This window comes from Rhizobium sp. YAF28, from assembly GCF_052113285.1.
In the GTDB taxonomy this organism is placed as follows: Bacteria; Pseudomonadota; Alphaproteobacteria; order Rhizobiales; family Rhizobiaceae; genus Rhizobium.
Map to the genome: position 1 here is coordinate 25,769 of NZ_JBFRCX010000005.1, position 20,876 is coordinate 46,644.

The 20,876-nt window shown below is 60.3% G+C and carries 22 protein-coding genes and 1 pseudogene; 8 read left to right on the plus strand and 15 right to left on the minus strand.

Features of this window, described 5'->3' with window-relative positions; all coding sequences use genetic code 11:
* Positions 1-13 precede the first annotated feature (13 nt).
* Positions 14-670 carry a glutathione S-transferase family protein gene (locus AB4Z13_RS12470; protein WP_442206241.1) on the plus strand — a complete coding sequence of 219 codons (657 nt, stop codon included), beginning with the start codon at positions 14-16 and terminating at the stop codon, positions 668-670.
* Positions 671-712: 42 nt separating this feature from the next.
* Here the strand turns inward: AB4Z13_RS12470 and AB4Z13_RS12475 are convergent, their stop codons facing one another.
* The 4 genes from AB4Z13_RS12475 to AB4Z13_RS12490 all read right to left on the minus strand — a co-directional run bounded on the left by AB4Z13_RS12475 (position 713) and on the right by AB4Z13_RS12490 (position 4,234).
* Positions 713-2,467: an acetolactate synthase 3 large subunit gene (locus AB4Z13_RS12475; RefSeq protein WP_442206242.1), complete on the minus strand. Its 1,755-nt coding sequence runs from the start codon at positions 2,465-2,467 to the stop codon at positions 713-715.
* 396 nt (positions 2,468-2,863) lie between these two features.
* Positions 2,864-3,307, minus strand: coding sequence for a pyridoxamine 5'-phosphate oxidase family protein (locus AB4Z13_RS12480; RefSeq protein ID WP_442206040.1), 444 nt, complete (start codon positions 3,305-3,307; stop codon positions 2,864-2,866).
* A 16-nt stretch (positions 3,308-3,323) separates the two neighbouring features.
* A complete protein-coding gene (locus tag AB4Z13_RS12485) occupies positions 3,324-3,914 on the minus strand; it encodes a DUF1003 domain-containing protein (protein WP_439015722.1) in 591 nt (196 codons plus the stop codon).
* A 77-nt stretch (positions 3,915-3,991) separates the two neighbouring features.
* Positions 3,992-4,234 (minus strand): hypothetical protein, encoded by a 243-nt coding sequence (locus AB4Z13_RS12490; protein WP_439015723.1) that lies wholly within the window; start codon positions 4,232-4,234, stop codon positions 3,992-3,994.
* A 370-nt stretch (positions 4,235-4,604) separates the two neighbouring features.
* Here AB4Z13_RS12490 and AB4Z13_RS12495 point away from each other — a divergent pair, with 370 nt between their 5' ends.
* Positions 4,605-4,985, plus strand: coding sequence for an alpha/beta fold hydrolase (locus AB4Z13_RS12495; protein WP_442206041.1), 381 nt, complete (start codon positions 4,605-4,607; stop codon positions 4,983-4,985).
* A gap of 48 nt (positions 4,986-5,033) precedes the next feature.
* Here AB4Z13_RS12495 and AB4Z13_RS12500 read toward each other — a convergent pair whose 3' ends face one another.
* Positions 5,034-5,555, minus strand: a complete 522-nt coding sequence (locus tag AB4Z13_RS12500) for an AAA family ATPase (RefSeq protein WP_442206042.1) — start codon at positions 5,553-5,555, stop codon at positions 5,034-5,036.
* Positions 5,556-5,759: 204 nt separating this feature from the next.
* Positions 5,760-6,494 carry an SDR family oxidoreductase gene (locus AB4Z13_RS12505; RefSeq protein WP_442206043.1) on the minus strand — a complete coding sequence of 245 codons (735 nt, stop codon included), beginning with the start codon at positions 6,492-6,494 and terminating at the stop codon, positions 5,760-5,762.
* Positions 6,495-6,558: 64 nt separating this feature from the next.
* Between AB4Z13_RS12505 and AB4Z13_RS12510 the strand changes: the two genes are divergently transcribed.
* Together AB4Z13_RS12510 and AB4Z13_RS12515 are read left to right on the plus strand one after the other, a co-directional pair.
* Entirely contained in the window at positions 6,559-7,218 is a 660-nt protein-coding gene (locus tag AB4Z13_RS12510) for a TetR/AcrR family transcriptional regulator (protein WP_442206044.1), read from the plus strand.
* Between the two features lie 182 nt (positions 7,219-7,400).
* The gene (locus tag AB4Z13_RS12515) at positions 7,401-7,865 is read left to right on the plus strand and encodes a hypothetical protein (RefSeq protein WP_113321339.1); all 465 of its coding nucleotides are present in this window, start codon (positions 7,401-7,403) and stop codon (positions 7,863-7,865) included.
* Between the two features lie 131 nt (positions 7,866-7,996).
* On the opposite strand, the gene AB4Z13_RS12520 is transcribed toward AB4Z13_RS12515, so the two are convergent.
* Entirely contained in the window at positions 7,997-9,160 is a 1,164-nt protein-coding gene (locus AB4Z13_RS12520; RefSeq protein WP_442206045.1) for a mandelate racemase/muconate lactonizing enzyme family protein, read from the minus strand.
* A gap of 221 nt (positions 9,161-9,381) precedes the next feature.
* Here AB4Z13_RS12520 and AB4Z13_RS12525 point away from each other — a divergent pair, with 221 nt between their 5' ends.
* The gene (locus AB4Z13_RS12525) at positions 9,382-10,344 is read left to right on the plus strand and encodes a LysR family transcriptional regulator (RefSeq protein WP_442206046.1); all 963 of its coding nucleotides are present in this window, start codon (positions 9,382-9,384) and stop codon (positions 10,342-10,344) included.
* On the opposite strand, the gene AB4Z13_RS12530 is transcribed toward AB4Z13_RS12525, so the two are convergent.
* The 3 genes from AB4Z13_RS12530 to AB4Z13_RS12540 form a co-directional block, all read right to left on the minus strand.
* Positions 10,334-12,031: an FAD-dependent oxidoreductase gene (locus tag AB4Z13_RS12530; RefSeq protein WP_442206047.1), complete on the minus strand. Its 1,698-nt coding sequence runs from the start codon at positions 12,029-12,031 to the stop codon at positions 10,334-10,336. The genes AB4Z13_RS12525 and AB4Z13_RS12530 overlap by 11 nt on opposite strands.
* A gap of 10 nt (positions 12,032-12,041) precedes the next feature.
* Positions 12,042-12,347, minus strand: coding sequence for a UBP-type zinc finger domain-containing protein (locus tag AB4Z13_RS12535; protein WP_037099046.1), 306 nt, complete (start codon positions 12,345-12,347; stop codon positions 12,042-12,044).
* Between the two features lie 331 nt (positions 12,348-12,678).
* Complete coding sequence (locus tag AB4Z13_RS12540; RefSeq protein WP_162747951.1) at positions 12,679-12,855, minus strand: hypothetical protein; 177 nt, start codon at positions 12,853-12,855, stop codon at positions 12,679-12,681.
* Positions 12,856-13,735: 880 nt separating this feature from the next.
* Here AB4Z13_RS12540 and AB4Z13_RS12545 point away from each other — a divergent pair.
* Positions 13,736-14,716: a calcium-binding protein gene (locus AB4Z13_RS12545; RefSeq protein WP_442206048.1), complete on the plus strand. Its 981-nt coding sequence runs from the start codon at positions 13,736-13,738 to the stop codon at positions 14,714-14,716.
* Positions 14,717-15,090: 374 nt separating this feature from the next.
* Here AB4Z13_RS12545 and AB4Z13_RS12550 read toward each other — a convergent pair.
* A pseudogene (locus tag AB4Z13_RS12550) lies at positions 15,091-15,497 on the minus strand (GFA family protein).
* A 217-nt stretch (positions 15,498-15,714) separates the two neighbouring features.
* On the opposite strand from AB4Z13_RS12550, the gene AB4Z13_RS12555 reads away from it, so the two are divergent.
* Both AB4Z13_RS12555 and AB4Z13_RS12560 read left to right on the plus strand, forming a co-directional pair.
* Positions 15,715-15,954, plus strand: coding sequence for a hypothetical protein (locus AB4Z13_RS12555; RefSeq protein ID WP_113321377.1), 240 nt, complete (start codon positions 15,715-15,717; stop codon positions 15,952-15,954).
* On the plus strand, positions 15,951-16,217 hold the full coding sequence (locus tag AB4Z13_RS12560; protein ID WP_007818286.1) for a hypothetical protein: 267 nt from the start codon (positions 15,951-15,953) through the stop codon (positions 16,215-16,217). The genes AB4Z13_RS12555 and AB4Z13_RS12560 overlap by 4 nt, the downstream gene beginning before the upstream one ends.
* A gap of 13 nt (positions 16,218-16,230) precedes the next feature.
* On the opposite strand, the gene AB4Z13_RS12565 is transcribed toward AB4Z13_RS12560, so the two are convergent.
* The 4 genes from AB4Z13_RS12565 to AB4Z13_RS12580 all read right to left on the minus strand — a co-directional run bounded on the left by AB4Z13_RS12565 (position 16,231) and on the right by AB4Z13_RS12580 (position 20,585).
* Positions 16,231-17,475, minus strand: a complete 1,245-nt coding sequence (locus tag AB4Z13_RS12565; RefSeq protein ID WP_442206049.1) for a glycosyltransferase — start codon at positions 17,473-17,475, stop codon at positions 16,231-16,233.
* A 169-nt stretch (positions 17,476-17,644) separates the two neighbouring features.
* Positions 17,645-18,409 (minus strand): sugar phosphate isomerase/epimerase family protein, encoded by a 765-nt coding sequence (locus tag AB4Z13_RS12570; protein WP_442206050.1) that lies wholly within the window; start codon positions 18,407-18,409, stop codon positions 17,645-17,647.
* A 123-nt stretch (positions 18,410-18,532) separates the two neighbouring features.
* The gene (locus AB4Z13_RS12575) at positions 18,533-19,465 is read right to left on the minus strand and encodes a glucosamine inositolphosphorylceramide transferase family protein (RefSeq protein ID WP_442206051.1); all 933 of its coding nucleotides are present in this window, start codon (positions 19,463-19,465) and stop codon (positions 18,533-18,535) included.
* Positions 19,443-20,585 carry a glycosyltransferase family 4 protein gene (locus AB4Z13_RS12580; protein ID WP_442206052.1) on the minus strand — a complete coding sequence of 381 codons (1,143 nt, stop codon included), beginning with the start codon at positions 20,583-20,585 and terminating at the stop codon, positions 19,443-19,445. The genes AB4Z13_RS12575 and AB4Z13_RS12580 overlap by 23 nt, the downstream gene beginning before the upstream one ends.
* Between the last annotated feature and the right edge of the window lie 291 nt (positions 20,586-20,876).

Consider the following 20,876-nt stretch of genomic DNA (forward strand, 5'->3'; position numbering starts at 1 on the left):
CATGTCCGCCGCCATGCCGCTGGTGATCTACCTGCACCCGCTCTCCTCCTACTCCCAGAAGGCGAAGACCGCCTTCTACGAGAAGAACATGGCCTTCGAGGTGAAGCTTCTCGACGGCAGCGAGCCGATCACCTCGGAGTTTTCGGCAAAGTGGCCAATCAAGCGTTTTCCGATTCTTGAGCATGGCGGCGACTTCATTTTCGAAGCAACAAGCATCATTGAATATATCGACGCGCTCAGCCCCGGCGACCAACCGCTCATCCCCAAGGATGCGGCAACAGCCATCAAAGTGCGCATGTGGGACCGCTTCTTCGATAATTACCTGCAATATCCCCAGCAGCGCATGGTCAATGCCGCTCTCGGCCGGGAGGTCGAGCCCGATGACGGCTATGTCCGCTGGCGCCAGGCGCTCGAAACCGCTTATGGCATTCTCGACGCGCATATGAGGGGCCGGCAGTGGGTAGCCAGCGAAACCTTCAGCCTCGCCGATTGCTCGGCCGCCCCGGCCTTGCTCTATGCCGACTGGGCGCATCCGATCCCCGAGCATTTCCAGGATGCCCGCGCCTATCGCGCCCGCCTGCTCCAGCGCCCGAGCTATGCCCGCGCACTCGATGAAGCGCGCCCCTACCGCCACTTCTACCCGCTCGGGGCGCCGGCTGACCGGGATTGATTGGCCGGTATCCTACGACACCGGCCAATCCATTGCGGACGATCAGACGAGCCCCTGGCTGAAGCCGAATTCGCCCTCCGCTTCCGCCGCACGCACATCCTCGCCAAACAGCATGTCATTATGCGGCCGGCCGCTGCGAACCATGGGATAGACGTTTTCGAGCGCCGCGACACGGCAGTCGAACAGGACAGGCCGGTCGCTGGCGATCATCTCCCTGATCTTCGCATCCAGCTCATCCGGCCTCTCGCAGCGCAAGCCCACCGCGCCATAGGCTTCCGCCAGCTTGACGAAGTCCGGCAGCGAAGCGGAGTAGGATCGATCCCGGCGGTTGCCATGCAGGATCTGCTGCCATTGCCGGATCATGCCGAGCTGCGCATTGTTCAAGATGAAGATCTTGACCGGCGCCTGATGCTGCATCGCCGCCGAAAGCTCCTTCAGCGTCATCTGCACCGAGCCATCGCCGACAATGCCGAGAACCAGCCGCCCGGGATGGGCAATCTGCGCGCCGATGGCCGCCGGCAACCCGTATCCCATCGTGCCAAGCCCGCCCGAGGTGAGCCAGCGGTTCGGCGCCTCGATGCCGAAAAGCTGTGCCGCCCACATCTGATGCTGGCCGACATCGGTCGTCACGATCGGGTCGAGATCGGTGGTCAACGCATGCAGCCGCTCCAGCGCATATTGCGGCATGATCTCCTCACGGCGCCTCTCATAGGCGAAGGAGTTTCGCGCCCGCCACTCTTCGACCTCGGCCCACCAGCCCGCGAGCCGCCGTCGCTCAGGCGCTTCGGGAAGCGCCCGCCAGGCTTCGATCATCTCCGAAAGTATCGCGGCCGCATCGCCCGCGATCCCGATATCAACGGCGACGTTCTTGTTGATCGAGGATGGATCGATATCGATATGGATCTTCTTCGAACCGGGCGAGAACTTGTCGACGCGCGAGGTGACGCGATCGTCGAAGCGCGCTCCGACAGCAATCATCAGATCGCAATCATGCATCGCCATATTGGCCTCGTAGGAGCCATGCATGCCCGGCATTTTCAGCCAGTTCGGTCCTGACGCGGGATAGGCGCCGAGCCCCATCAGCGTCGAGGTAATGGGAAAGCCCGTCAGCTCCACCAGCTCCCGCAACAGGCGCGAGGCCTCCGGCCCGGAATTGATGATGCCGCCGCCCGTATAGAGGACCGGCCGCGTCGCCTGCGCCATCAGCCTGACCGCAGCCACAATCGCCTCACGATCGCAGCCCGCCTGCGCCTGATAGCGCGCCGGCACCGATATCTCCTCCGGCCCGACATAAAGCCCGCTCGCAAACAGCACGTCCTTGGGCATATCGACCAGAACCGGCCCCGGCCGGCCCGATGTCGCGATCCTGAAGGCGAGATGGATCGTCTTCGCCAGATCATCGATGTGATCGACGAGGAAATTATGCTTGGTGCAAGGCCGCGTGATACCAACCGTATCACATTCCTGGAAGGCATCCGTGCCGATCAGCGTCGTCGGCACCTGCCCGGTCAGGCAGACGAGCGGAATGGAATCCATCAGCGCATCCTGCAGCGCCGTCACCGCATTGGTGACACCTGGTCCAGAGGTCACCAGCATGACGCCGACCTTGCCGGTCGAGCGGGCGTAACCTTCGGCGGCATGGCCGGCCCCCTGCTCATGGCGTACGAGCAGATGCTTGATCTCATCCTGCTGAAAGATCTCGTCATAGATCGGCAGCACGGCAGCGCCGGGATAGCCGAAGATGTGCTCGACGCCATTGTCGCGCAGCGCCTGCAGAACGATTTCGCCGCCGTTCATCAGGCGGCCAGAGGGAATATTCGCGGAAGTCTCGGGAGAATTTTGGGTAAAGCTAGCCTTATCGCCGGTCATAGCAATGTTCCGTCGTTGATGAGGTGATTGGGGGTGCGACGGGGCATAAAAAAAGGCCCCGTCAGGGACCTTGTGTTCGGCGCATGGGTGGCTAATGCCGGACGGTTACACCGTCCTGCCCATGCGCGATATCACCACTGCGAGAACCATTGCGATTTTCATGGGCGTAAGAGCTAACCGCAATTTTGCGGTCCGTCAATCGCATCTGCGCGTTCGGCCCGACCCGCTGTTCGTCCTGTCAGATGTTGATGGCTGATGGGTTATCGATCCGGCTTGGCTGCCGGGGCGTCCCGACCCGCAGGCGAAACATGCCGCGCGGGACCGTCAGATCGTCTCCCGTCCAGAGAGCACCTCGATCGAAAGGCTGAAGAAGATCGGCGCGTCCAGCGGCTCATTCGTATCGGCGCCGAAATTGAAAGATCCGGGCTCCCACCAGAAGGCACGCTTTTCCAGAAGCGACCATGCATGGATGCGTTCATCTCGGCGCGCAGGCGTATCCGTCAGTTCCTCGAAACGACCGTGAACGAGGACGCTTTTCCACTTTCTGTCCTGGCCGAGCTCTTCGGCATGGAAACTGGCCAGGGGGTTTGCCCGGAGACGGTCGATCTTCAGGCCGGGCATGGAAAACATGAACAGCCGGCGTCCTTCATAAGCGTAGTGGATGGGAACGATATAGGGATATTGCTCACCGCTGCACCCGAGATGGCCAAACATGTGGTTCGCCAGAAACTCGATGCAGGCATTATCGGTCATTTCTCGCAGCTGCATGGTAGCCTCCGGTACTTTAAAGGTCCTGCCGTTGCTGACCCGGCGGGCCGAGCATCAATTTCGTCAGAAGTGCGATCTGCTCCTGCTGCTGGGCGACGAGCGATTTCAGATCGGTATTTCTGAGCTCGTCGAGCTTGTCATGCAGCGCCATGATCTCGATCTCAGCCTTCAAATTGACCTCGTAGTCGTGCGCGGCATCCACCCGGTCTTTGGCGGCATGCCTATTCTGGCTCATCATGATGACCGGCGCCTGCACGGCCGCCAGCATGGAAAGGATGAGATTGAGGAATATGAAGGGATAGGGATCAAAGGCGCGCGTTGCGGCCAGCAGATTGCCGGCGACCCATACTGCAAGGGCGATCCCGAAGAGGATGATGAAGGTCCACGAACCGCCGAATTCCGCCACCTTGTCGGCCAGCCGCTGCGACGGTGTCAGCTTTGCATCGAAGGACTGATTGGAATCATGGGCAATCGCGTGCCGGGAGATCAGTCGCCGGAAGACTGCCCGTTCGCGCTCGGTTAAGAGCTCGAAAGGTTTGCCGAGGTACCTGTTCGCGCCGGAACCGATTGCCTCGTCGGAGATTTCAGCAACAGTGCCGGCCGACATGATGTTCTCCCGTCGAATGCACCGGCCGGCACCGGACCACGACATATGGCCGATCAGCCGCCGGCATTGATCCCAGATTACGGTGTCACTTCGGATTGCGATGTCACATCGAGGGAATCTTCGATACGCTTCAAGTGGTAGATAACGCGTCTCTTGCGATCGTAGAGCCTGCCCAACAGCGCATTTTCGACATCCAGCGGCCTCCCCGTCAGCCGCAGCCTTTTAACGACGATTTCCTGGCCGGTGATGCGCTGCTCCGCCTTCACGGCGTGGAGCCTTGCGAACCTCAGATCCTTATTTCCATATCGTGCCGATTGCATATCTATCTCGCCAATCATTTTCGTTATCCGCGTCTGGCCGAGACGCTGTTCTTTGCGGCCATTGCCCCCTGGGAGGTCGACGGCACGAACGTTATGATCCGCGCTTCTGCAGCAGGTTCCCCGCCTGTTCGATAGGTGCCGGCCGAAAGGAAAATTCATAGATAGAAAAACAAATCATAGCACGTTCTTCGATTATTCTCATAAAATAAATATTATATATCGAAATTAGAGACTTTTCTAAAATCAGAAAATAAAATAGCGAAGAAAATCGCGTCAGGTTATACGAACAATCTTCCTTTTGTCTCTGCACGCTCCGGCGACTGCGCAACAATTCTACGTTACAGCGCCTGTTATCTTCGGCGAAAAACACATGAAGCCCGTCACCTGGAATTGGGGTGACGTGTGTTGGACTTTCATGGCCGCTAGAGCTATCGCAGACAGGCAGGCCGCCAACGCGTCTCTGCATCCCCTATTGCTTATGGCATCGGCTGAGCAATATCCGTTGCTGTCGCTACCGGCATGCCGTGCAAGCGTTGGCGACAAGATCAGCCGGGCCGCATGGCGTTCCAAGCCCTCTTGGTACCTCGTTGCGGCCAAAGACGAAACGATCCCGCCGGCCGTGGAACGCGATTCCGCCGCGCACATGAAGGGCGAGACGCTTGTCCTGCAAAGCGGCCACGTCCCCATGCTGTCGCAGCCCGAAGCGGTCGCAGACTTTGTCGCCAGTGCCGCGGCCGCGATCGACGCCTGACCCTCCCGAGGGCGTGGCTTTCGTCGCGCCCTCGGGAGGGAAATTTTCTCAATCGAATGTCGCCTGCACGATCCATGCCTCCTCTTCGCTCGGAATATCAAAGCCTTGGACATATTTCGCGAGCAGCTCGTCCGTTATCGGAAACGCGGCATTTGCATCACGTCGTGCTGAGCGTTCTCTCAAACGGCCGCGCAAAATCGCTTCCTCCACCTGAAGATAAATGATGCAGCACCGGTGATCACGGGCTTCGACAAGCCCACGGTAGCGGGTGCGAGCCGCCGCATTCCAGAAGGCAAAATCGATCACTGCCTTCGTGCCGCGCATGAGCTGGTCTTCAAGTCGGAGCCTCAGCCGCGTCTCCGCGGCGGCCTGCAGATCGGAATAGGCGGCCTCCGGATAATCGACGCCAAAACGCCCGTCATGCCGCCAGACCTCTTCGTCGATCGAGAAACGCTCACATCCGAGCGCCTCCAGCCGCTGTGCAAAGGTCGTCTTACCGGAACCTGCCAAACCGCACATCATGAACACGATCCGCGGCTCGGTTCGTACCAGATCTTCGGCGGCAGCCACTGCCTGCCGATAAGACATCACCATCCGAAACTCGCCTCCTGCGATCCTGATCGGCGACGGAACCTCCGCGTTTGACCTTGTGCCTCACGCCTCGACTGACGAGAGCCGGCCACCACCTATGTACGTATTTCTATCCCTCTGAACTTGCTCACACAATGCGTCAGTAGCAGACACGCTTTCCGTCAATTGCCAATGAGAAGGTTGTCACCAGGGGATAGCCCCCTGCTCGCTCTGGCAAATGCCTTTGAGGTCGTGCCCTTGAAGCAAAGCCATTCGCACCGGAAAAGCCGCAGCCTCCGAGGGCGTGCGATCACCGCGGTGGCCGCTGAGGTCGGTAGCCACAAGGCCAGGGCACGCGGATATAGCGGTGATCCCGGTATCGCTGAGCTCGGCATTGAGCTGGACCGTGAGCATGTTCAGCGCCGCCTTCGAGGCATTGTAGCCGATAAGGCGAACGCCATAGAACGGCCAGCTTGGATCGCCGTTCAGCGTCAGGGAGCCGAGGCTGCTGGTCATGTTGACGATGCGCCCTGCCCCGGCCCTGCGCAAGAGCGGCAGCATCGCCTGCGTCACCGCGAGCGCGCCGATGAAATTGGTCTCCAGCTCGCGGCGCACAGCCTCCAGCGAGGCCTTGCCGGGAGCGCCGTCGGTATAGTCGGCAATGCCGGCATTGTTGACGAGAATATCGAGGCGGCCGTGCCCGGCATCGATCTCGGCAGCGGCGGCAGCGATGCTCCCGGTGTCGCAGACATCGATCCGGATGAACGACACATCAAGCCCCTGCGAGGCGAGTTCCTCGGCCGCCGATTGCCCGCGCTCGGCATCACGCGCGCCGAGCATAACTGTCACGCCGGCCTGGGCGAGCTGTCTGGTGATTTCATATCCGATACCCTTGTTTGCGCCGGTCACGAGCGCGATGCGGCTGGAGCTGTTGGTCATCTGAAGATCCTTGAAAATCCCGCTCGTTGCGAGCAGATTGAAAATAAGAAGGATTCTTCAGGTTTTGAATTCGCATATGGTTTCCGCCCAGACATCAGCTGCAAATGCCCGCAAATCACCGCGTCAGGCGCGGTCGGTGAACACCGTCGAGGCAATTTTCGAAGCGACGATTCAGGTTTTGATATCCGACGGGCCGGGTGATCTGACGACCACCCGTGTCGCGGAAAGAGCCGGTGTCTCCGTCGGCTCCCTATACCAGTATTTCCCGAACAAGCAGGCCCTGTTCCACGCCGTCAACGAGCGCTACCTGACGATGCTGGCAGAACGCGTGGAAGCGGCCTGCCTCGACCATCGCGGCGCGCGGTATGCCGAGATGGCCGATGCGCTCGTCAGCACCTATATCGAGGTCAAGATCGAGCGCCGCGACGTCACGATCGCCCTCTACCGCGCCGCCGCCGAAGTGGACGTTGCCGAGATCGTCGAGGCCATGTCGCAGCGCATCGAAGCGGCGAGCCAAGCCATGTTCGCCACCGCCTCGGATGCGAAATTCGCCAATCTCTCTACGGTCAACGTGATGATGCTGAACGTGCTCTGCGGCACCGTCCGCAACATCTTCGAGCGGGATATGTCAGAACTTCTCATCGACGGCGGATTGCGGACGCAACTGACGCTCATGTTCTGCACCTATCTGGATGCTGCAAAGTTTCCGCCGTCGGAAGCTTAGGTGTCGCCGACAAGCAGGTCATAAATCAGCCAACGCGCGATTGAACTTACCGGCTCCTGCTCCAACCCTCAGTGATGTATTTTTAACCTCAAAATCACGCAAAGCGTGTAATCGGTAGCACGCTTCAGCGGATCGTATTATCGGTCTAACGATCAAAAGTCAGTTTTGACTAAGGAAAGCCCGTGCGTGTTCGCATCATCTGCGTGCTGATTTTGTCAGTTGCATTTGCCGTCTTTCTGACTGCAGTGATGACGTTTGGTGAGTCATTTTACGTCGATTATTATTACGGAGGCTTGGGTTCGACAGACCCGATATTCATTGCTGCTTCTGCTATCCTGGGTCTTGTGACAGCGGGAGGCTTGTGGCTGGCAGATATTCAGAAGCGTAGGCTGCCGCTGCTCATTCTGCCGCTCGCCATAGTTCTGGCGATGGGTGTCGGGTACGGAAGTACCGCGCTCGCCTTTCAGTACGCTTCGTCCCGATATGACATCCTCACCGACGACTGCTACTATGACAACGCATTGGCTTATCGGAGGGCGTCAGGCGTCTTCATCTCATGGGGCGGAAAAACTGCTTTTCATCCGCTCCAGAAAGTTCGATCGATGAATCCCCTACCAGCCGCAGTTCCGAAATCGACTGAAGCATGATTCAAGGCCGCCTTCCGGAAGGCTGCTTTGCCGCCTGGAAACCTGGCTGCGGCCGATAAAGGCTATGTCAGTGGTGAAGCGATATTGATCCACAGCGTAGAGCCTATCAAGCGATCGCAAGCTCTTCGCCCTTACTCCGCCAGCTCCCGCATGACCTTGATGAGGTCTGACTTGCCCTCGAAGCCGATGCCGGGCAGCTCCGGCATGGTGATGTGGCCGTCGATCACCTGAACGCCGTCGGGGAATCCGCCATAGGGCTGGAAGAGATCGGGATAGCTCTCATTGCCACCAAGGCCGAGGCCAGCCGCGATATTGAGCGACATCTGGTGGCCGCCATGCGGAATGCAGCGCGAGGGCGACCAGCCGAACTGCCGCAGCACGTCGAGTGTCCGCAGATATTCGACAAGCCCGTAGGACAGCGCGCAATCGAACTGCAGGTAATCGCGATCCGCACGCATGCCGCCATAGCGCAGCAGGTTGCGGGCGTCCTGATGCGAGAAGAGGTTCTCGCCGGTTGCCATCGGCGCATCGTAGAATTCGGAGATGGCCGCCTGCAGCGCATAATCGAGCGGGTCGCCGATTTCCTCGTACCAGAAGAGCGGATAGTCGCGCAGCATCTTGGCATAGGCGATGCCGGTCTCCAGATCGAAGCGGCCGTTCGCATCGACGGCAAGCTGCGCCTCAGAACCGATCTCTTCGAGAACGGATTCGATGCGGCCGCGGTCTTCCTCGATCGAAGCACCGCCGATCTTCATCTTGACCACGGTGTAGCCGCGGTCGAGATAGCCGCGCATCTCCTTGCGCAAGGCGCTGTTGTCCTTGCCGGGATAGTAGTACCCACCGGCCGCATAGACGAAGACCTTCGGGTCAGCCTCCCTGCCCTTCATGTCAGCCAGCAGCCGGAAGAGCGGCTTGCCCTCGATCTTGGCAACGGCATCCCACACCGCCATGTCGATCGTGCCAACCGCGACCGAGCGCTCGCCGTGACCGCCGGGCTTTTCATTCTTCATCATCGCCGCCCAGATCCTGTGCGGATCGAGATTGGTGCCGGCATCATTCACGAGGCTTTCCGGCGCCGCTTCCAGAATACGATCCCCGAAGCGCTCGCGGATAAGGCCGCCCTGGCCATAACGGCCATTGGAGTTGAAGCCGTAGCCAACCACGCGCCGCCCGTCTCTCACGACATCGGTGACGACGGCCACCAGGCTCGCCGTCATCTTGCTGAAGTCGATATAGGCGTTGCGGATCGGCGACGCGATCGGCTTCGTCACTTCGCGGACATCGATGATACGCATGGCAGTCTCCCAGTCCGGATCTGAGGGCCGTTGCCCTCGCATAGGAACGATTTAGGCGAAATCCGCCCTCACCGTCCAATGCCGATCCGGGTTCTTTCAATGCCGGACCGGCACTGCAGATTTCTCGTTTCACCGAAAATCACCATGAAATAGCTTGAAATCCTTGGAACGATGCCGTTCTGTCAATGCTCCCTAAGCATCAGAAAAACGGATGAACCATCGTGGAAACCGCCTGGCTCGCCGATCTCCAGGCTCTCGCCGAAACGCTGAACTTTTCGAGAGCAGCAGAGAAGCGCCACATCACCCAGCCGGCTTTTGGGCGCCGCATCAAGTCTCTTGAGGACTGGTGCGGGTCCGAACTCGTCGATCGCTCGACGCATAGGTTGAAGCTGACCCCTGCGGGCGAAGCCATGCTGGAGGCGGCAAACGATATCGCTGCACGGCTGGAGCGCGTTTTCAGTGATCTCGAGCAGATGCGTGCGGCGACCTCGACCGTGACCTTCGCCGCCACCCACGCCCTCTCCTTCATCTTCTTCCCCGGCTGGATTCAGGCCCTCGGCCACGAGGCATCGACGATGCCGATCCGCCTCCTCTCGGACAATATGAACGAGTGCGAGCGGATCATGACGGAAGGCCGCGCCCAATTCCTGCTCTGCCACGACCACCAGAACAGCAGGATCCGTCTCGACAGGAATGCCTACAGGCATGTGGCGCTTGCGACCGACCGCCTGATCCCCGTCAGCGGGCGGGACCGGGACGGCCGGCCGCTCCACAGCATCTCGGAGGCAACGGATCGCACAATCCCGCATCTCGCCTTCGAAGAAACATCCGGCATGGGCCGCATCCTCTCGTCCGCCCTCTCCGCCCACACAGGTCAGCTGCACCTCTCGACAGTCTTCACTTCCCATCTGGCCATGGCGCTGAAGGCGCTCGCCATTGAGGGAAAAGGCGTCGCCTGGATACCGGAGAGCCTGGCAGCCGACGAGATGGGACCGGATGGAAGATTGACCTCAGCCGGATCGGCGGATTGGGCGGTCGACGTCAAGATCGTGCTGATCAGACCACGGGCGCGCATGACTGACATTGCCGAGAGCTTCTGGACCCTGGTTCAGGGCAAGGATTGGCGTTCAGGCCGCCGACAGCTGCCTGCAATGGTGCCACCCGGGCAGCAGATCATTTCATGAGCGCGGCCTGTCTCAGCGCCGCGTGAATATCGCTGACGACGGCAGCCCCTTCGCCGACGGCTGCGGCAACCCGCTTCGTCGATCCGGCCCGGACATCGCCGATCGCAAAGACGTTCGGCAGGCTGGTTTCCAGTTGCAGGGAGCGCCTTCCCAGCTCCTCTTCGACATCAGGGCTGAAGGTCGTACCGGTCCTTATGAACCCCCTGTCATCCGTCTTGATGCGGCACTTGATCCAGTCGGTATTCGGGTCGGCGCCGATGAACATGAAGACGCGGCGAAGATTGTAGTTCTTCCCGGACTGCGCCCTGATATCAGTGATGGTTGCCGCCAGGCGACCGTGCAGATCTTCCGACAGCGCTGTCAGTTCGCATCCGAGATGCATCTCCACGTTTGGCAGCGCGGCGATGCGATCGATCAGATAAGTGGACATGGTTTCGGTCAGGCTTCGGCGGATCACCAGGTGGAGACGCCGGACCCGCGGCGCCAGGAATGCGATCGCCTGGCCGGCCGAATTGCCCCCGCCAACCAGGGCGATATCGTCGTTTTCGCATAGTTTCGCTTCGATCGCGGATGCCCAATAGGAAATGCCGGCGCCCTCGAAGCGCGCTATGTCGGGAATATCAGGCCTGCGGTACCTGGCGCCTGAGGCGATGACGACGGTTCGCGCCTTGACTGCCCTGTCTCCGCCAATCCGCAATACCATAGGGTCGGTCTTGCGTTTGCCGGCCGGGGCCGGAATCAGCTCGTCGACATCGAGCGGCAAGGCGATCTCCGCCCCAAATTTGAGCGCCTGGTTGAAGGCGCGGCCCGCGAGCGCCTGGCCTGAAATTCCGGTCGGAAAGCCGAGATAGTTTTCGATACGGGAGGAACTGCCGGCCTGTCCGCCGATCGAACGTGCGTCGATGACGATAACGCTGAGCCCCTCCGATGCCGCGTAGACCGCAGCCGCCAGACCCGATGGACCTGCTCCGACGATTGCCACATCGTAGACGATTGCCGGATCGAGCTCCGGCGTGATGCCGAGGCAGCAGGCAGCTTCAGCGTCTGTCGGATGTTTGAGTACCGTTCCGTTGGGGCAGACCATGAGCGGCAATTCGCTCGCCAGTATCCCAAGCCTCTCCACCAGGCCGCGGCCTTCGTGGTCCGAGGCCGCATCGAGCACGACATGGGGATAGCCGCTTCGGGTCAGAAAGCCCTGCAGGCGAACCAGATTGGGCTCTCCGGGATTGCCGATCAGAACCGAACCGGCGCCGCCGAAATTGATCAGTTCCACGCGCCGCAGGATATAGGCGCGCATGATGATCTCACCGATATCGGCCGATCCTATGATGAGAGCCTTCAGATGCGCGGCATCGAATGCCAGCGCCACACACCCTTCCGGCCCGGCACGTCCGCCTGCAAGCACGGGCCGTCCAGAGAGCTGACTGACCTCTCCCGAAAACTGCCCTGTGCCATGGCTCGTGATCAGCGCTTCCGGCATCGACAGCCCGTCGTGCCTGAAGACATCGAGGCGGCCGGAGAGGATCAGCCATGCGGGCGAATGCCTGTCACCGATCTGGGACACGATCTCGCCGGGGGCAAAGGAATGCGGGCCACTGCTGGCAAAGCGTGTCGCCATTTGAACTTGTGCGGCACTCAGCACCGGAAACATCTGGTGACGGCGGGTTTCGAGGCTGTCGGAGCTCATGTCGGCACGCTCAATAATAATAGCGCGGGATCGGGCCGCGCTGCGGCGTCTGATCCGGCAATTCCACCATCGTCTCGTCGAGATAGCACCAGCCCCAGCCCTCAGGCGGATCGTACCCTTCAATGATGGGATGTCCCGTAGCATGGAAATGCGCCGTCGCATGCTTGCCTATGGATTGATCGCAGCATCCGACATGGCCGCATTCCCGGCAAAGCCGAAGATGGACCCATTCCTGCCCGTCCTCCAGGCATTCCTCGCAGCCAAGCGTCCTGGGCTCTACGGATCGAACGGCTGCAACATGCTTACATCCCGACATCTGGTTCTCCTGTGGTTATGGAAGTCCGCGCCTGCCGGAAGGAAGATAGATCAGGAGACGATTTTCTCTATCATACGCATGTGTAGAACCATATCTTCGTCGACTAGCAGCAGCGTAGAGACGGCGCCCGCAATGCACGCAAAGCTGGTTAGTTCATCTTCCGCTAGAAAATATTGCCATGTTGTGACCGCAGTCACTATCGGAAACAGCCGCTGCTTGTATTTTGCCCCCGCTGGATGCTGCACCTACCAGCCGGAGAAGGGTCGCCAGGCCCCACTTGACGGCCCTTCTCAATTTTTTCCCGTTGGCGATGGCGGCGCGACGCCCCTAATTACCGAAACATCTCGCTCTGACTGCCGATCCTGCCGCCTTTTCGCACGGCGGTCACCGTATCCTGACCTGGGTCGAATGGTTTATCCCCGAGCCACGACACAGTGAACAGAAGAAGCGCAGCTGCCATCAGCGGCGGGCCAAGATAGACGATCAGGAGGGAATTTAGCGGTCTCATGGTTTTTTTCTTGTTTCTTGGTTTGTCGTAGGGTCGTCGTCATCGGGCATCCGTACGGATCGCGCCGATGTCGGGTGAAGCGAAGGCAACAGTCTGGGAATGCGAGGCGCTGAATGTGAGATAAAGTCCTTGAGCGCTATAGTAGGCTCCAACCCACATCAGCAGGCTGAGATGAAGCGCAACGATAAGACAGTATATCCTCATAGTTTCCCTTCTGCGGCAGCTTTTAAGGCCATAATTTCGGACCTATTCTGTATACATCGACACATAATAACTTCCTTATTTTTATTATTATCGCAAAATAAGCCGATCTACTATTGTCACCCACACAGCAAAAAGGTGGAAAATAGGCGGGACGGATAGAACAGATAGCATCGAAAGAATTATACTTGCCGCTCCGCCGGCAGCAGCACCTTAGTCCTCACGAGCTCCGGCCAGCATGCTTCCGGCATATTGGCGGCGGTGGGGTCGCGGACCGATTGTTCGGTCAGCCACACCGACATCGCGGAGCATGGCCGCACCAACCTGCATGATCCGCCCTCATCGAGAACGGGTTCCCCTCACGCAAAATCAATCCAAAGTAGCAGTTCGCCCTATAACCTGATAGGATGCCAGCTAAGAGGAGCGAGTGACCGTCATGGTAGTTTCACTTGCCCCAGCAAGAAGTATTCAACAATATCCTGAGATCGCAGCAAACGGAGGAAGACACATGGGTATCCACGAGGGCACGCCTGGAGATGATGTGTTTCGCACGCAAAGCTCTACTCTTATAATAATTCCAGAGGCGGGAATTATATTCGAGAACAGCGATGTTTACTTGGGCCGTGGAGGCAACGACACCTTTCGGATCGCGACGTCGACTTTCGACTTGCCGGACCTCTTGGAAGCAACAGACGATATTTTCGGAGGAGCGGATAATGACACGCTGATCTTTGCGCCTCCTCATGACTTTCCCGGCCAGATCGACGTCACGTTTTACGGCGACGCAGGAACGGATTCCGCCTACCTGAACTTTCAGCCGATGGGAGCTCTCGACGTCGATTTCACGAATTTCGGGCCGGGCACCTTCACATCCATCATGTACCTGACCCACGCGGACGGCGGTTACGCAGGCCAGTTCTTCATTCAGCCCGACGTCGAACATGTCTCGGTCATCGGTTCGAATTTCGCTGACCGAATGGTCGGCAATGCCGGCGACGACAAGCTGGATGGCAAAGGCGGGGCCGACACCTTTTTCGAAACAACGGGCAACGACACCTACATATTCGATGATGCGGGTGATCGCGTCGCGATTTATTCAGGGCCGTTGCTCACCCTTCCCGATGGCGGCACAGACACGATCTGGACGACGGTCAGCGTGGATCTGCATGACCAGGGACCTGTCGAAAACCTCCGCCTGAACGGCACGGCGGATATCAACGCGACAGGCAACGACCTTGCCAACATGATCACCGGCAATGCCGGCAGCAATCTCATCGCCGGTGGCGCCGGCAACGACAGCCTCTACGGCAAGGGCGGCGCCGACACTTTCCATTTCGATGAAATGGGCACGGCCAACAAGGACTTCGTCTGGGACTTCGATGCGGACGACAAGATCCAGCTCGGCCCTGCCTTCGCCGGCCTCGATCTGGACAATAATGGCGTGGTGGATGCCGCCTCTTTCGAAATCGTCAACAAGTGGGGCGCTGGCGGCACCAAGGGTGGCCCCGAGCTGATCTACAATTCCGCGACCGGTGTTCTGTCCTACGACGCCGATGGCGCCGGCACGACCCATGCTGCCCAGGACATTGCTTTCATCGGTGTGAACAAGACGTTCTTCGACAATACCGACGTCCTGGTAAACAGCTCCCTGCTCGTCTGACGGGCGCGCCGCATATCTCAAAACGGCCGGTTTCACCGGCCGTTTCCGCTGGGTGATGAGGTATCCACCGGAAGGTGATTGAACCTTTGGCGATCTGCCCAAATCATCAGAACGAGCGCATGCTGATTCCCTTGGCCTGACAGATGTTTGGGCCAGATACTTGGGGGGCATGAAATGCGCGATTTGCTGTCAAACTTCGAAGAAGACCATCGCAGCCTCGGTTATGGTGCAGAGGCTCCAACGCATGGAGGGCATGGGTTTTCCCGGTTCCATGCGGTCGCCGCGATTTTGATCCTGTGCGCGGCGATCTTTATCGGAGGTCACGGACTGGTCTAGCGCAATTCCAGCAAAGTTGTGCAGCGGTTTTGCGTCCGTCAGAACCAGAGATCACGCACGCACCGCCCTTTGGACGGAAGGTCGTCAAAGGTTTCCAGCCCGTCGAAATGATCGATCGGCAGATCGGAAACGAGATCCGGCGGCGCCAGCCGCAAATTGACCGCCATGCGCCGGCGCCCATCCCTGTTGAGCCTCAGGCCGCGCCAGCTGAGCACGCAGGCGCAAGTCGGGCAGAACAATATTTCCAGCGACGACGTCTCCCGGCCGGTCCGCGTATAGGAGCCGGTCTCGCCGTTCATGCTGATCTGATCCGCTCGCCCTCGTAATCATAGGCCCAGAGCGCCCCATAGCGCCGGCAGAGCGTGCAGTTGCACGCCGTAATCGAACCGGGATCGCCTTCCAGCGTCCAGCCCGCCTTGCCGCAATGACATGAGCCGATCAGCATCAGCGCACCGTTTCATCCCTGCCTGTTTCGATGAGCCTATCCTGCGCCAATCACGTGATGTCCGCAAACCGCGCCCGATCCAATTCTCTTCTCCGCGCTCAGCCTGACCACAGCCCTTGACTCCCGCCAGAATGAGAACATAATAAGAACATTCCTGGCGCTGCGGTCGCCATCCCGACAATCCTGAACTGAAATGCTCTGCAAGGAGAATGAGAACATGCGTCCGCAATTGGCCCCAAAAACCGATGGTGATGTGATCGGAAACGAAGATTTGAGCTGGGAGGTCGAGGCTGTGCTCTCCTGGCACGACGAGGATGCCAAGGCCGCCATCGCCACGCTTCTGCAGGACTGCCGCCACCTGCGCGAACAGCTTGCGCTTGCCGAAGGCGCCATGAGCCGGGGCATGACCCGCGGCTGGCGGCCCACCTTCGACAGGTCCTCCTTTGACCGGACATGAAACACCGCCGCAGCATCGATCTCGTCGCCAGCCATGAGGAGGTCGCAACCGACAGGGAGACGCTCGCCACCCTGCCGCAATGGTATGTCCTCCACGCCCGCTGCCCGGCCTGCCAGCACGAGACGAGGATCGACCGGCGCATGCTCGCCTACCGCTATGGCAAGGACATATCGCTGGCGAGGATCGGCCCTCGCCTGAAATGCATCGGTTGCGGCAACCGCACGGGAAACCAGCTGCTGCTCGGCAGGCTGCCGCGCGATTGACCGCGATCCCCGTTTATGTGCCGGCCGAGGCAAGCAGCAGCCTTGCCGCCACCATCGCCCCATCGGTTCGGATCGTGGGGGCGACGGCCGCAGCTCGCTTACGCATATCAGGCTGCAGCGCCGCCGAAAGCGCGGCGGAGAAGGTCTCAGGCGTCGGTATCGTCCCCTCATGTGCCACGCCGATGCCGAGTGCTGCAACGCGGCCCGCCCAATAGGGCTGGTCGGCAATCTGCGCCACGACCACCTGCGGCACGCCCGCCCGGCTTGCCGCTGCCGTTGTCCCTGCTCCGCCATGATGGACGATCGCCGCAACCCCCGGGAAGAGCGCCTGATGATTGGCCTCGTCGATGACGAAGCAATCGCCTGCGCCATCATCAGGCACCAGCCCGGCCCAGCCGCGCGACAGCACAGCACGCCGCCCGTGAGCGCGGATCGCCGCAAGGATCACGCCCGCGGCATCCTTCAGCGCATGCATCGGCATGCTGCCGAAACCGACATAGACGGGCGGCTCGCCGGCATCGAGAAAGGCCTCCAGCGCCGCCGGCAGCGGCCGGTCGTCATCGAACATCCAGGCGCCCGTCTGCACTGCGTCGATCAGATCCGTCGCAAGCAGCGGCCCGATGACCGGATCGGCCGCAAGCAACGGCCGGCGGGTCAGAACCGGATCGCGCACATTGTCCACCGGCGCCATGCCCATCGATGCACGCAGCCGATTATAGGCTCCGCCGAAGATCACGTTCTTCGTTTCGATATCATAGTCCCAGAGAACCCTGTTGTCGGTCACGCCGGGCGGATGCGGACGGCCCTTGAATTCATGCGGCTTGTGATGATGCGACGGCAGGAAGATCGGGCAGAATGTCACCCCGAAATAGCCGATGCCGGCCCGCTCGGCCACCAGCTGCGCCGCCGCCATCGCCGGAAACAGCCCTGCCGCGACGATGAGATCGCATCCTTCCGCAACCGCTGACAGCGCCTCGAACTGCCCTGCCAATATCCCGGCCGCCCGCTCCGAAATGCCATCGGCCGAACGCTCCCGCGTGTTGCGCTCTGCAGTCTTCATCACCTCGCTCACCCATTGCCGCACGGGCGCGTTGGCCGGCGCCAGCGGCACGCCGAGTCGATTAAGCAGCCCGGCAAATTCCGCATCCGGCGGCGCGCAGACCACCGCCTCGGCGCCTGTTGTCTGCAAGGCAACCGCCAGCGCCGCCAATGGCTGCACATCTCCCCGTGATCCGTATGTGGATAGCAATACACGCATGCTCATCTCCCGATGCTGTTGATCAGGTTGAGCGTTCTACGCTCTCTCTAGGGGCTTGCCGCAAGTCCCCCCTGCGCCATATCTAAAGGCATAGCAGGGATGATGATTGTTCCCGGCCGCATCCCTTCCCCACATTTCCAGCGATCAGCGGCAGGCAAAGGCCGGTGTTCTACGTCACAAACCGGCTGAGATAGGCATAGCTGCGCGCCGCAAATTCGAAGGGCTGCCGTGGACTATCGTGCTCGACGACGAAGAGCCGCGCCCCGCTTGCGACAGCCGCCTGCCACAGCGACGGCCAGACGAGCACGCCGGAGCCGACATTGGCCCAGCCGCCCTCCTCCGGATCGACATTATCAGGCGCCTGATCCTTTACATGCACCGAGACCAGCACGCTGGCATAGCGCCTGATCCATTCGACCGCATTCGGCTGGGCGCGCGCCAGCCACGCAATATCCGCCTGCCAGGTGAGCGGGCTGCCCTTGGCCGCATCGAACATCAGCTCGAACCCGTAGCGCCCGCCAATGGTACGGTCGAAGCCCGCCATCTTGTTGTGATAGCCAAGCACGATGCCCGCTTCCTTCATCTGCTCAGCAAGCGTACCCAGCTCATGGCCGATCCGCTGCCATGCCGCCTTCGTTTCTTTCATCGCAGAAGGCGCCGGATGCGGTACGAAGAGCTGCCCGATGCCGCATTGCTGGCAGGCATCGACAAAGCGCTGCCGCTCGCTGCGCAGCGCCTCCAGTCCGACATGGGCTGATGGTGCCGTCAGCCCATTCCTGACAAGCCCGGCCTGCAGGCTATCGGCGTCACGCAAATGCCCTTCGAGCGGCTCGACGGCGCCAAAGCCGGCGCTCGCCGCCTTGTCGAGCTGCGTGCCGAGATCTCCCAGCCCGCGCATCGAATAGAGCTGCAACGACAGCATCGGCTTCGTCATCGCTCATCTCCAGGCCATTGTCGCTCTTGCCGGCAAGGCATCCCGACCGTTCCTCCGCATCGAATCCGCTGGGGTCCAGTTTCACCCGTGTCGGTGCAGATTGCGAGCGCAAAACCGCCGATATCACCCCAATGCGGACAAGGCGGGCTTCGGCAGCAGCTTGCGTTTCAGGTTGACGATATGGCGGCCGAAGGATCTGTCGATACGCTTCACATCGATCAGCGTCAGGTCTCCGCAGGCAGAAAATGTGTGCAGGCCGTCGGGGTAATCGGCAGTGGCGAGACCGCCCGTCAACTGCGCCGGCAGATGCGCGCAGGTCACATGCGTCTCGCTGAGCAGGCTGAAGCACAGGAAGCGCAGGCCGCCGCCATAGCTGACGCTGCAGTCCTGAACCGGCAGGATGATCTGCCCATCGGCGCCGATAAAGGGCGTACCGCCCGGCCGGGCGCCGGAGCGATCCACCAGAACCGGATTTTGCGGATGGGTCTTCCACGGGCCGGTCAGCTTGTCGGCAAAGGCGATATGCAGCTCGCGCTGGTCGCGCGCGCCGGCGCCGACCAGCGTGTAAAACATCCACCACTTGCCCTGATGCTCAATGAGACAGGCCTCGGCAGCGGGCAAATCGGCCAGGAGCACCGTTTCCCGCACCCAGCCATCGGGGAATGAGCGGGCGCGGTAAAGCGCGACCTCTCCCGCCTTATGGCTTTCCGGCATCATCAGCACCTCGCCATCCTGCTCGATGAGGAAGGGATAGGAGAGATGAAAAGGCTTGGTGAGAACCACCGCCCTGCCGCGCCATTGCAGGTCCGGCCCCACCAGTTCGTGGCGCTCGATGAAGCCATGCTTGGTGTGGTAGTCATAGGCTTCCACGAAAACGTGCAGGCTGTCGCCCTTCTTCACGGCGAAGGGATCGGCCAGATATCGCCATGGTCCCGGATCGGGCAGCCATGTAATTCGATCGGAACAATCGGCCAAAGTCTCGGCATCGAGCAGCACCTCGGCGGACGCGGGCACGATGCCCACCTGCCAGAAATCACTCTTGGGCTTCAGACGCATAGATCAACCGAGGCTGATCGATATCGGGCGCAGCCTGGACTGTAGCTCCGCGGGCAACCCGGGAATAGAAATCGAGAACATTCGCAATACCTGCCGAACGAGAGAAAGGAGCCAAGTCGTAGCCTACGCGCGACAGGCGGACAACAGGCTGTTCCCGCAGCACATCGGCAAGAGCCTCGGCGAGCCCCTCGACGGAGCCGGGTGCCACCAGCGTGACCGGATGTTCGCGCAGATATTCCGACGGGCCTTCGGCCGCCGTGGCGATGATCGGCAGTCCCTCATGCATGGCTTCGAGGATCGCAAGCCCCGCCGATTCCTCTCGCGAAGGCGAGACGAAAAGATCCAGATTGCGCAAGAACCCCGGAACATTGTTGCAATGGCCGAGCAGATGGATGCGGCTATCGCCCTTGGCGAGCTTTTCCAGCGCGGCGCGATGCGGCCCCTCGCCGACGATGACGAGGGCGGCATTGTCGGGTGCCGACTGCCGGAAGGCAGACACCAGCACATCATATCCCTTGCTGAGATGCAGACGCCCGACGCTGCCGACGAGCCGTGTTTCGCGCGGCAAATTCAACTGCGCACGCAGGTCGAAGCTCTCGGCGGACCTGACATCAGGCAGCCAGTTAGAGATCAGCGTCGACTGGCCGTCAAATGTGCCGAGCCGCGTCGACTGGACGGTGTTGACGCAGATCACACCCTCGAGGCAGGCATGCTGCTTGGCCTTGTAGCCGACATGCAGGGTCGCGATCCTGGCGACGCTGTCAGGCGCTGCGGCAAGCGCCTTGCAGCCATGGCTGAGATGCCCATGCGCGATCTCGATGCCTGTCCTGCCCATCAGCCGCCGCAGCCTCAGGCCCCGCAGAAACGGGATCGCGAAGCCGTGGAAAACAACCTCGTTCGAGAGCAGACCAGCAATCGGCGAACCGTATCGTCCGGCAACGCGAACCTCATGTCCAAGAGCAGCCTGCCCGTTGGCGAGGTCAGCGCAGTATCGTTCCGATCCAGCCACTCTGGAGGAGAACAAGACATGCAGGATTTTCAACTTATGAGACGCTACGGGATCGGCAGCCTCATAGGCACGCGGGTGCAACTCACCCACGAAATCATTTCGAGCACTCAAGATACACCTCAGATCGATGTCCGACCGAGTTGATATGTTGGCGGAACACTTCTCGATAGGTTTCGGCGATGATCTACATCGGAGATCCAGCGCAAACAAGACTGTGTAAGTATACAGAATCGTAAACTTTTACGCCACAGAACGACCATTTTTGGTGTAACTTGCTGAAGTAGCTCTTGAAAAATTGCGGCAGTATTATGCACGACTGTAACACCGATAAAACAGCCTGCTAAAGTGCCAAAAAAAGTCTTGAGATGGACTTTAAGGGCAACGACAAAGCCGCCCTGAAAA

What these genes read in the sequence shown, in the direction of transcription:
- AB4Z13_RS12540 (WP_162747951.1), bottom strand. Translation starts at nt 12,855, where the DNA reads ATGAGACCGCTAAATTCCCTCCTGATCGTCTATCTTGGCCCGCCGCTG.
- AB4Z13_RS12565 (WP_442206049.1), bottom strand. Translation starts at nt 17,475, where the DNA reads ATGCGTGTATTGCTATCCACATACGGATCACGGGGAGATGTGCAGCCA.
- AB4Z13_RS12520 (WP_442206045.1), bottom strand. Translation starts at nt 9,160, where the DNA reads ATGCGTATCATCGATGTCCGCGAAGTGACGAAGCCGATCGCGTCGCCG.
- AB4Z13_RS12485 (WP_439015722.1), bottom strand. Translation starts at nt 3,914, where the DNA reads ATGTCGGCCGGCACTGTTGCTGAAATCTCCGACGAGGCAATCGGTTCC.
- AB4Z13_RS12505 (WP_442206043.1), bottom strand. Translation starts at nt 6,494, where the DNA reads ATGACCAACAGCTCCAGCCGCATCGCGCTCGTGACCGGCGCAAACAAG.
- AB4Z13_RS12470 (WP_442206241.1), top strand. Translation starts at nt 14, where the DNA reads ATGCCGCTGGTGATCTACCTGCACCCGCTCTCCTCCTACTCCCAGAAG.
- AB4Z13_RS12570 (WP_442206050.1), bottom strand. Translation starts at nt 18,409, where the DNA reads ATGACGAAGCCGATGCTGTCGTTGCAGCTCTATTCGATGCGCGGGCTG.
- AB4Z13_RS12555 (WP_113321377.1), top strand. Translation starts at nt 15,715, where the DNA reads ATGCGTCCGCAATTGGCCCCAAAAACCGATGGTGATGTGATCGGAAAC.
- AB4Z13_RS12490 (WP_439015723.1), bottom strand. Translation starts at nt 4,234, where the DNA reads ATGCAATCGGCACGATATGGAAATAAGGATCTGAGGTTCGCAAGGCTC.
- AB4Z13_RS12575 (WP_442206051.1), bottom strand. Translation starts at nt 19,465, where the DNA reads ATGCGTCTGAAGCCCAAGAGTGATTTCTGGCAGGTGGGCATCGTGCCC.
- AB4Z13_RS12535 (WP_037099046.1), bottom strand. Translation starts at nt 12,347, where the DNA reads ATGTCGGGATGTAAGCATGTTGCAGCCGTTCGATCCGTAGAGCCCAGG.
- AB4Z13_RS12560 (WP_007818286.1), top strand. Translation starts at nt 15,951, where the DNA reads ATGAAACACCGCCGCAGCATCGATCTCGTCGCCAGCCATGAGGAGGTC.
- AB4Z13_RS12475 (WP_442206242.1), bottom strand. Translation starts at nt 2,467, where the DNA reads ATGAACGGCGGCGAAATCGTTCTGCAGGCGCTGCGCGACAATGGCGTC.
- AB4Z13_RS12530 (WP_442206047.1), bottom strand. Translation starts at nt 12,031, where the DNA reads ATGAGCTCCGACAGCCTCGAAACCCGCCGTCACCAGATGTTTCCGGTG.
- AB4Z13_RS12495 (WP_442206041.1), top strand. Translation starts at nt 4,605, where the DNA reads ATGAAGCCCGTCACCTGGAATTGGGGTGACGTGTGTTGGACTTTCATG.
- AB4Z13_RS12480 (WP_442206040.1), bottom strand. Translation starts at nt 3,307, where the DNA reads ATGCAGCTGCGAGAAATGACCGATAATGCCTGCATCGAGTTTCTGGCG.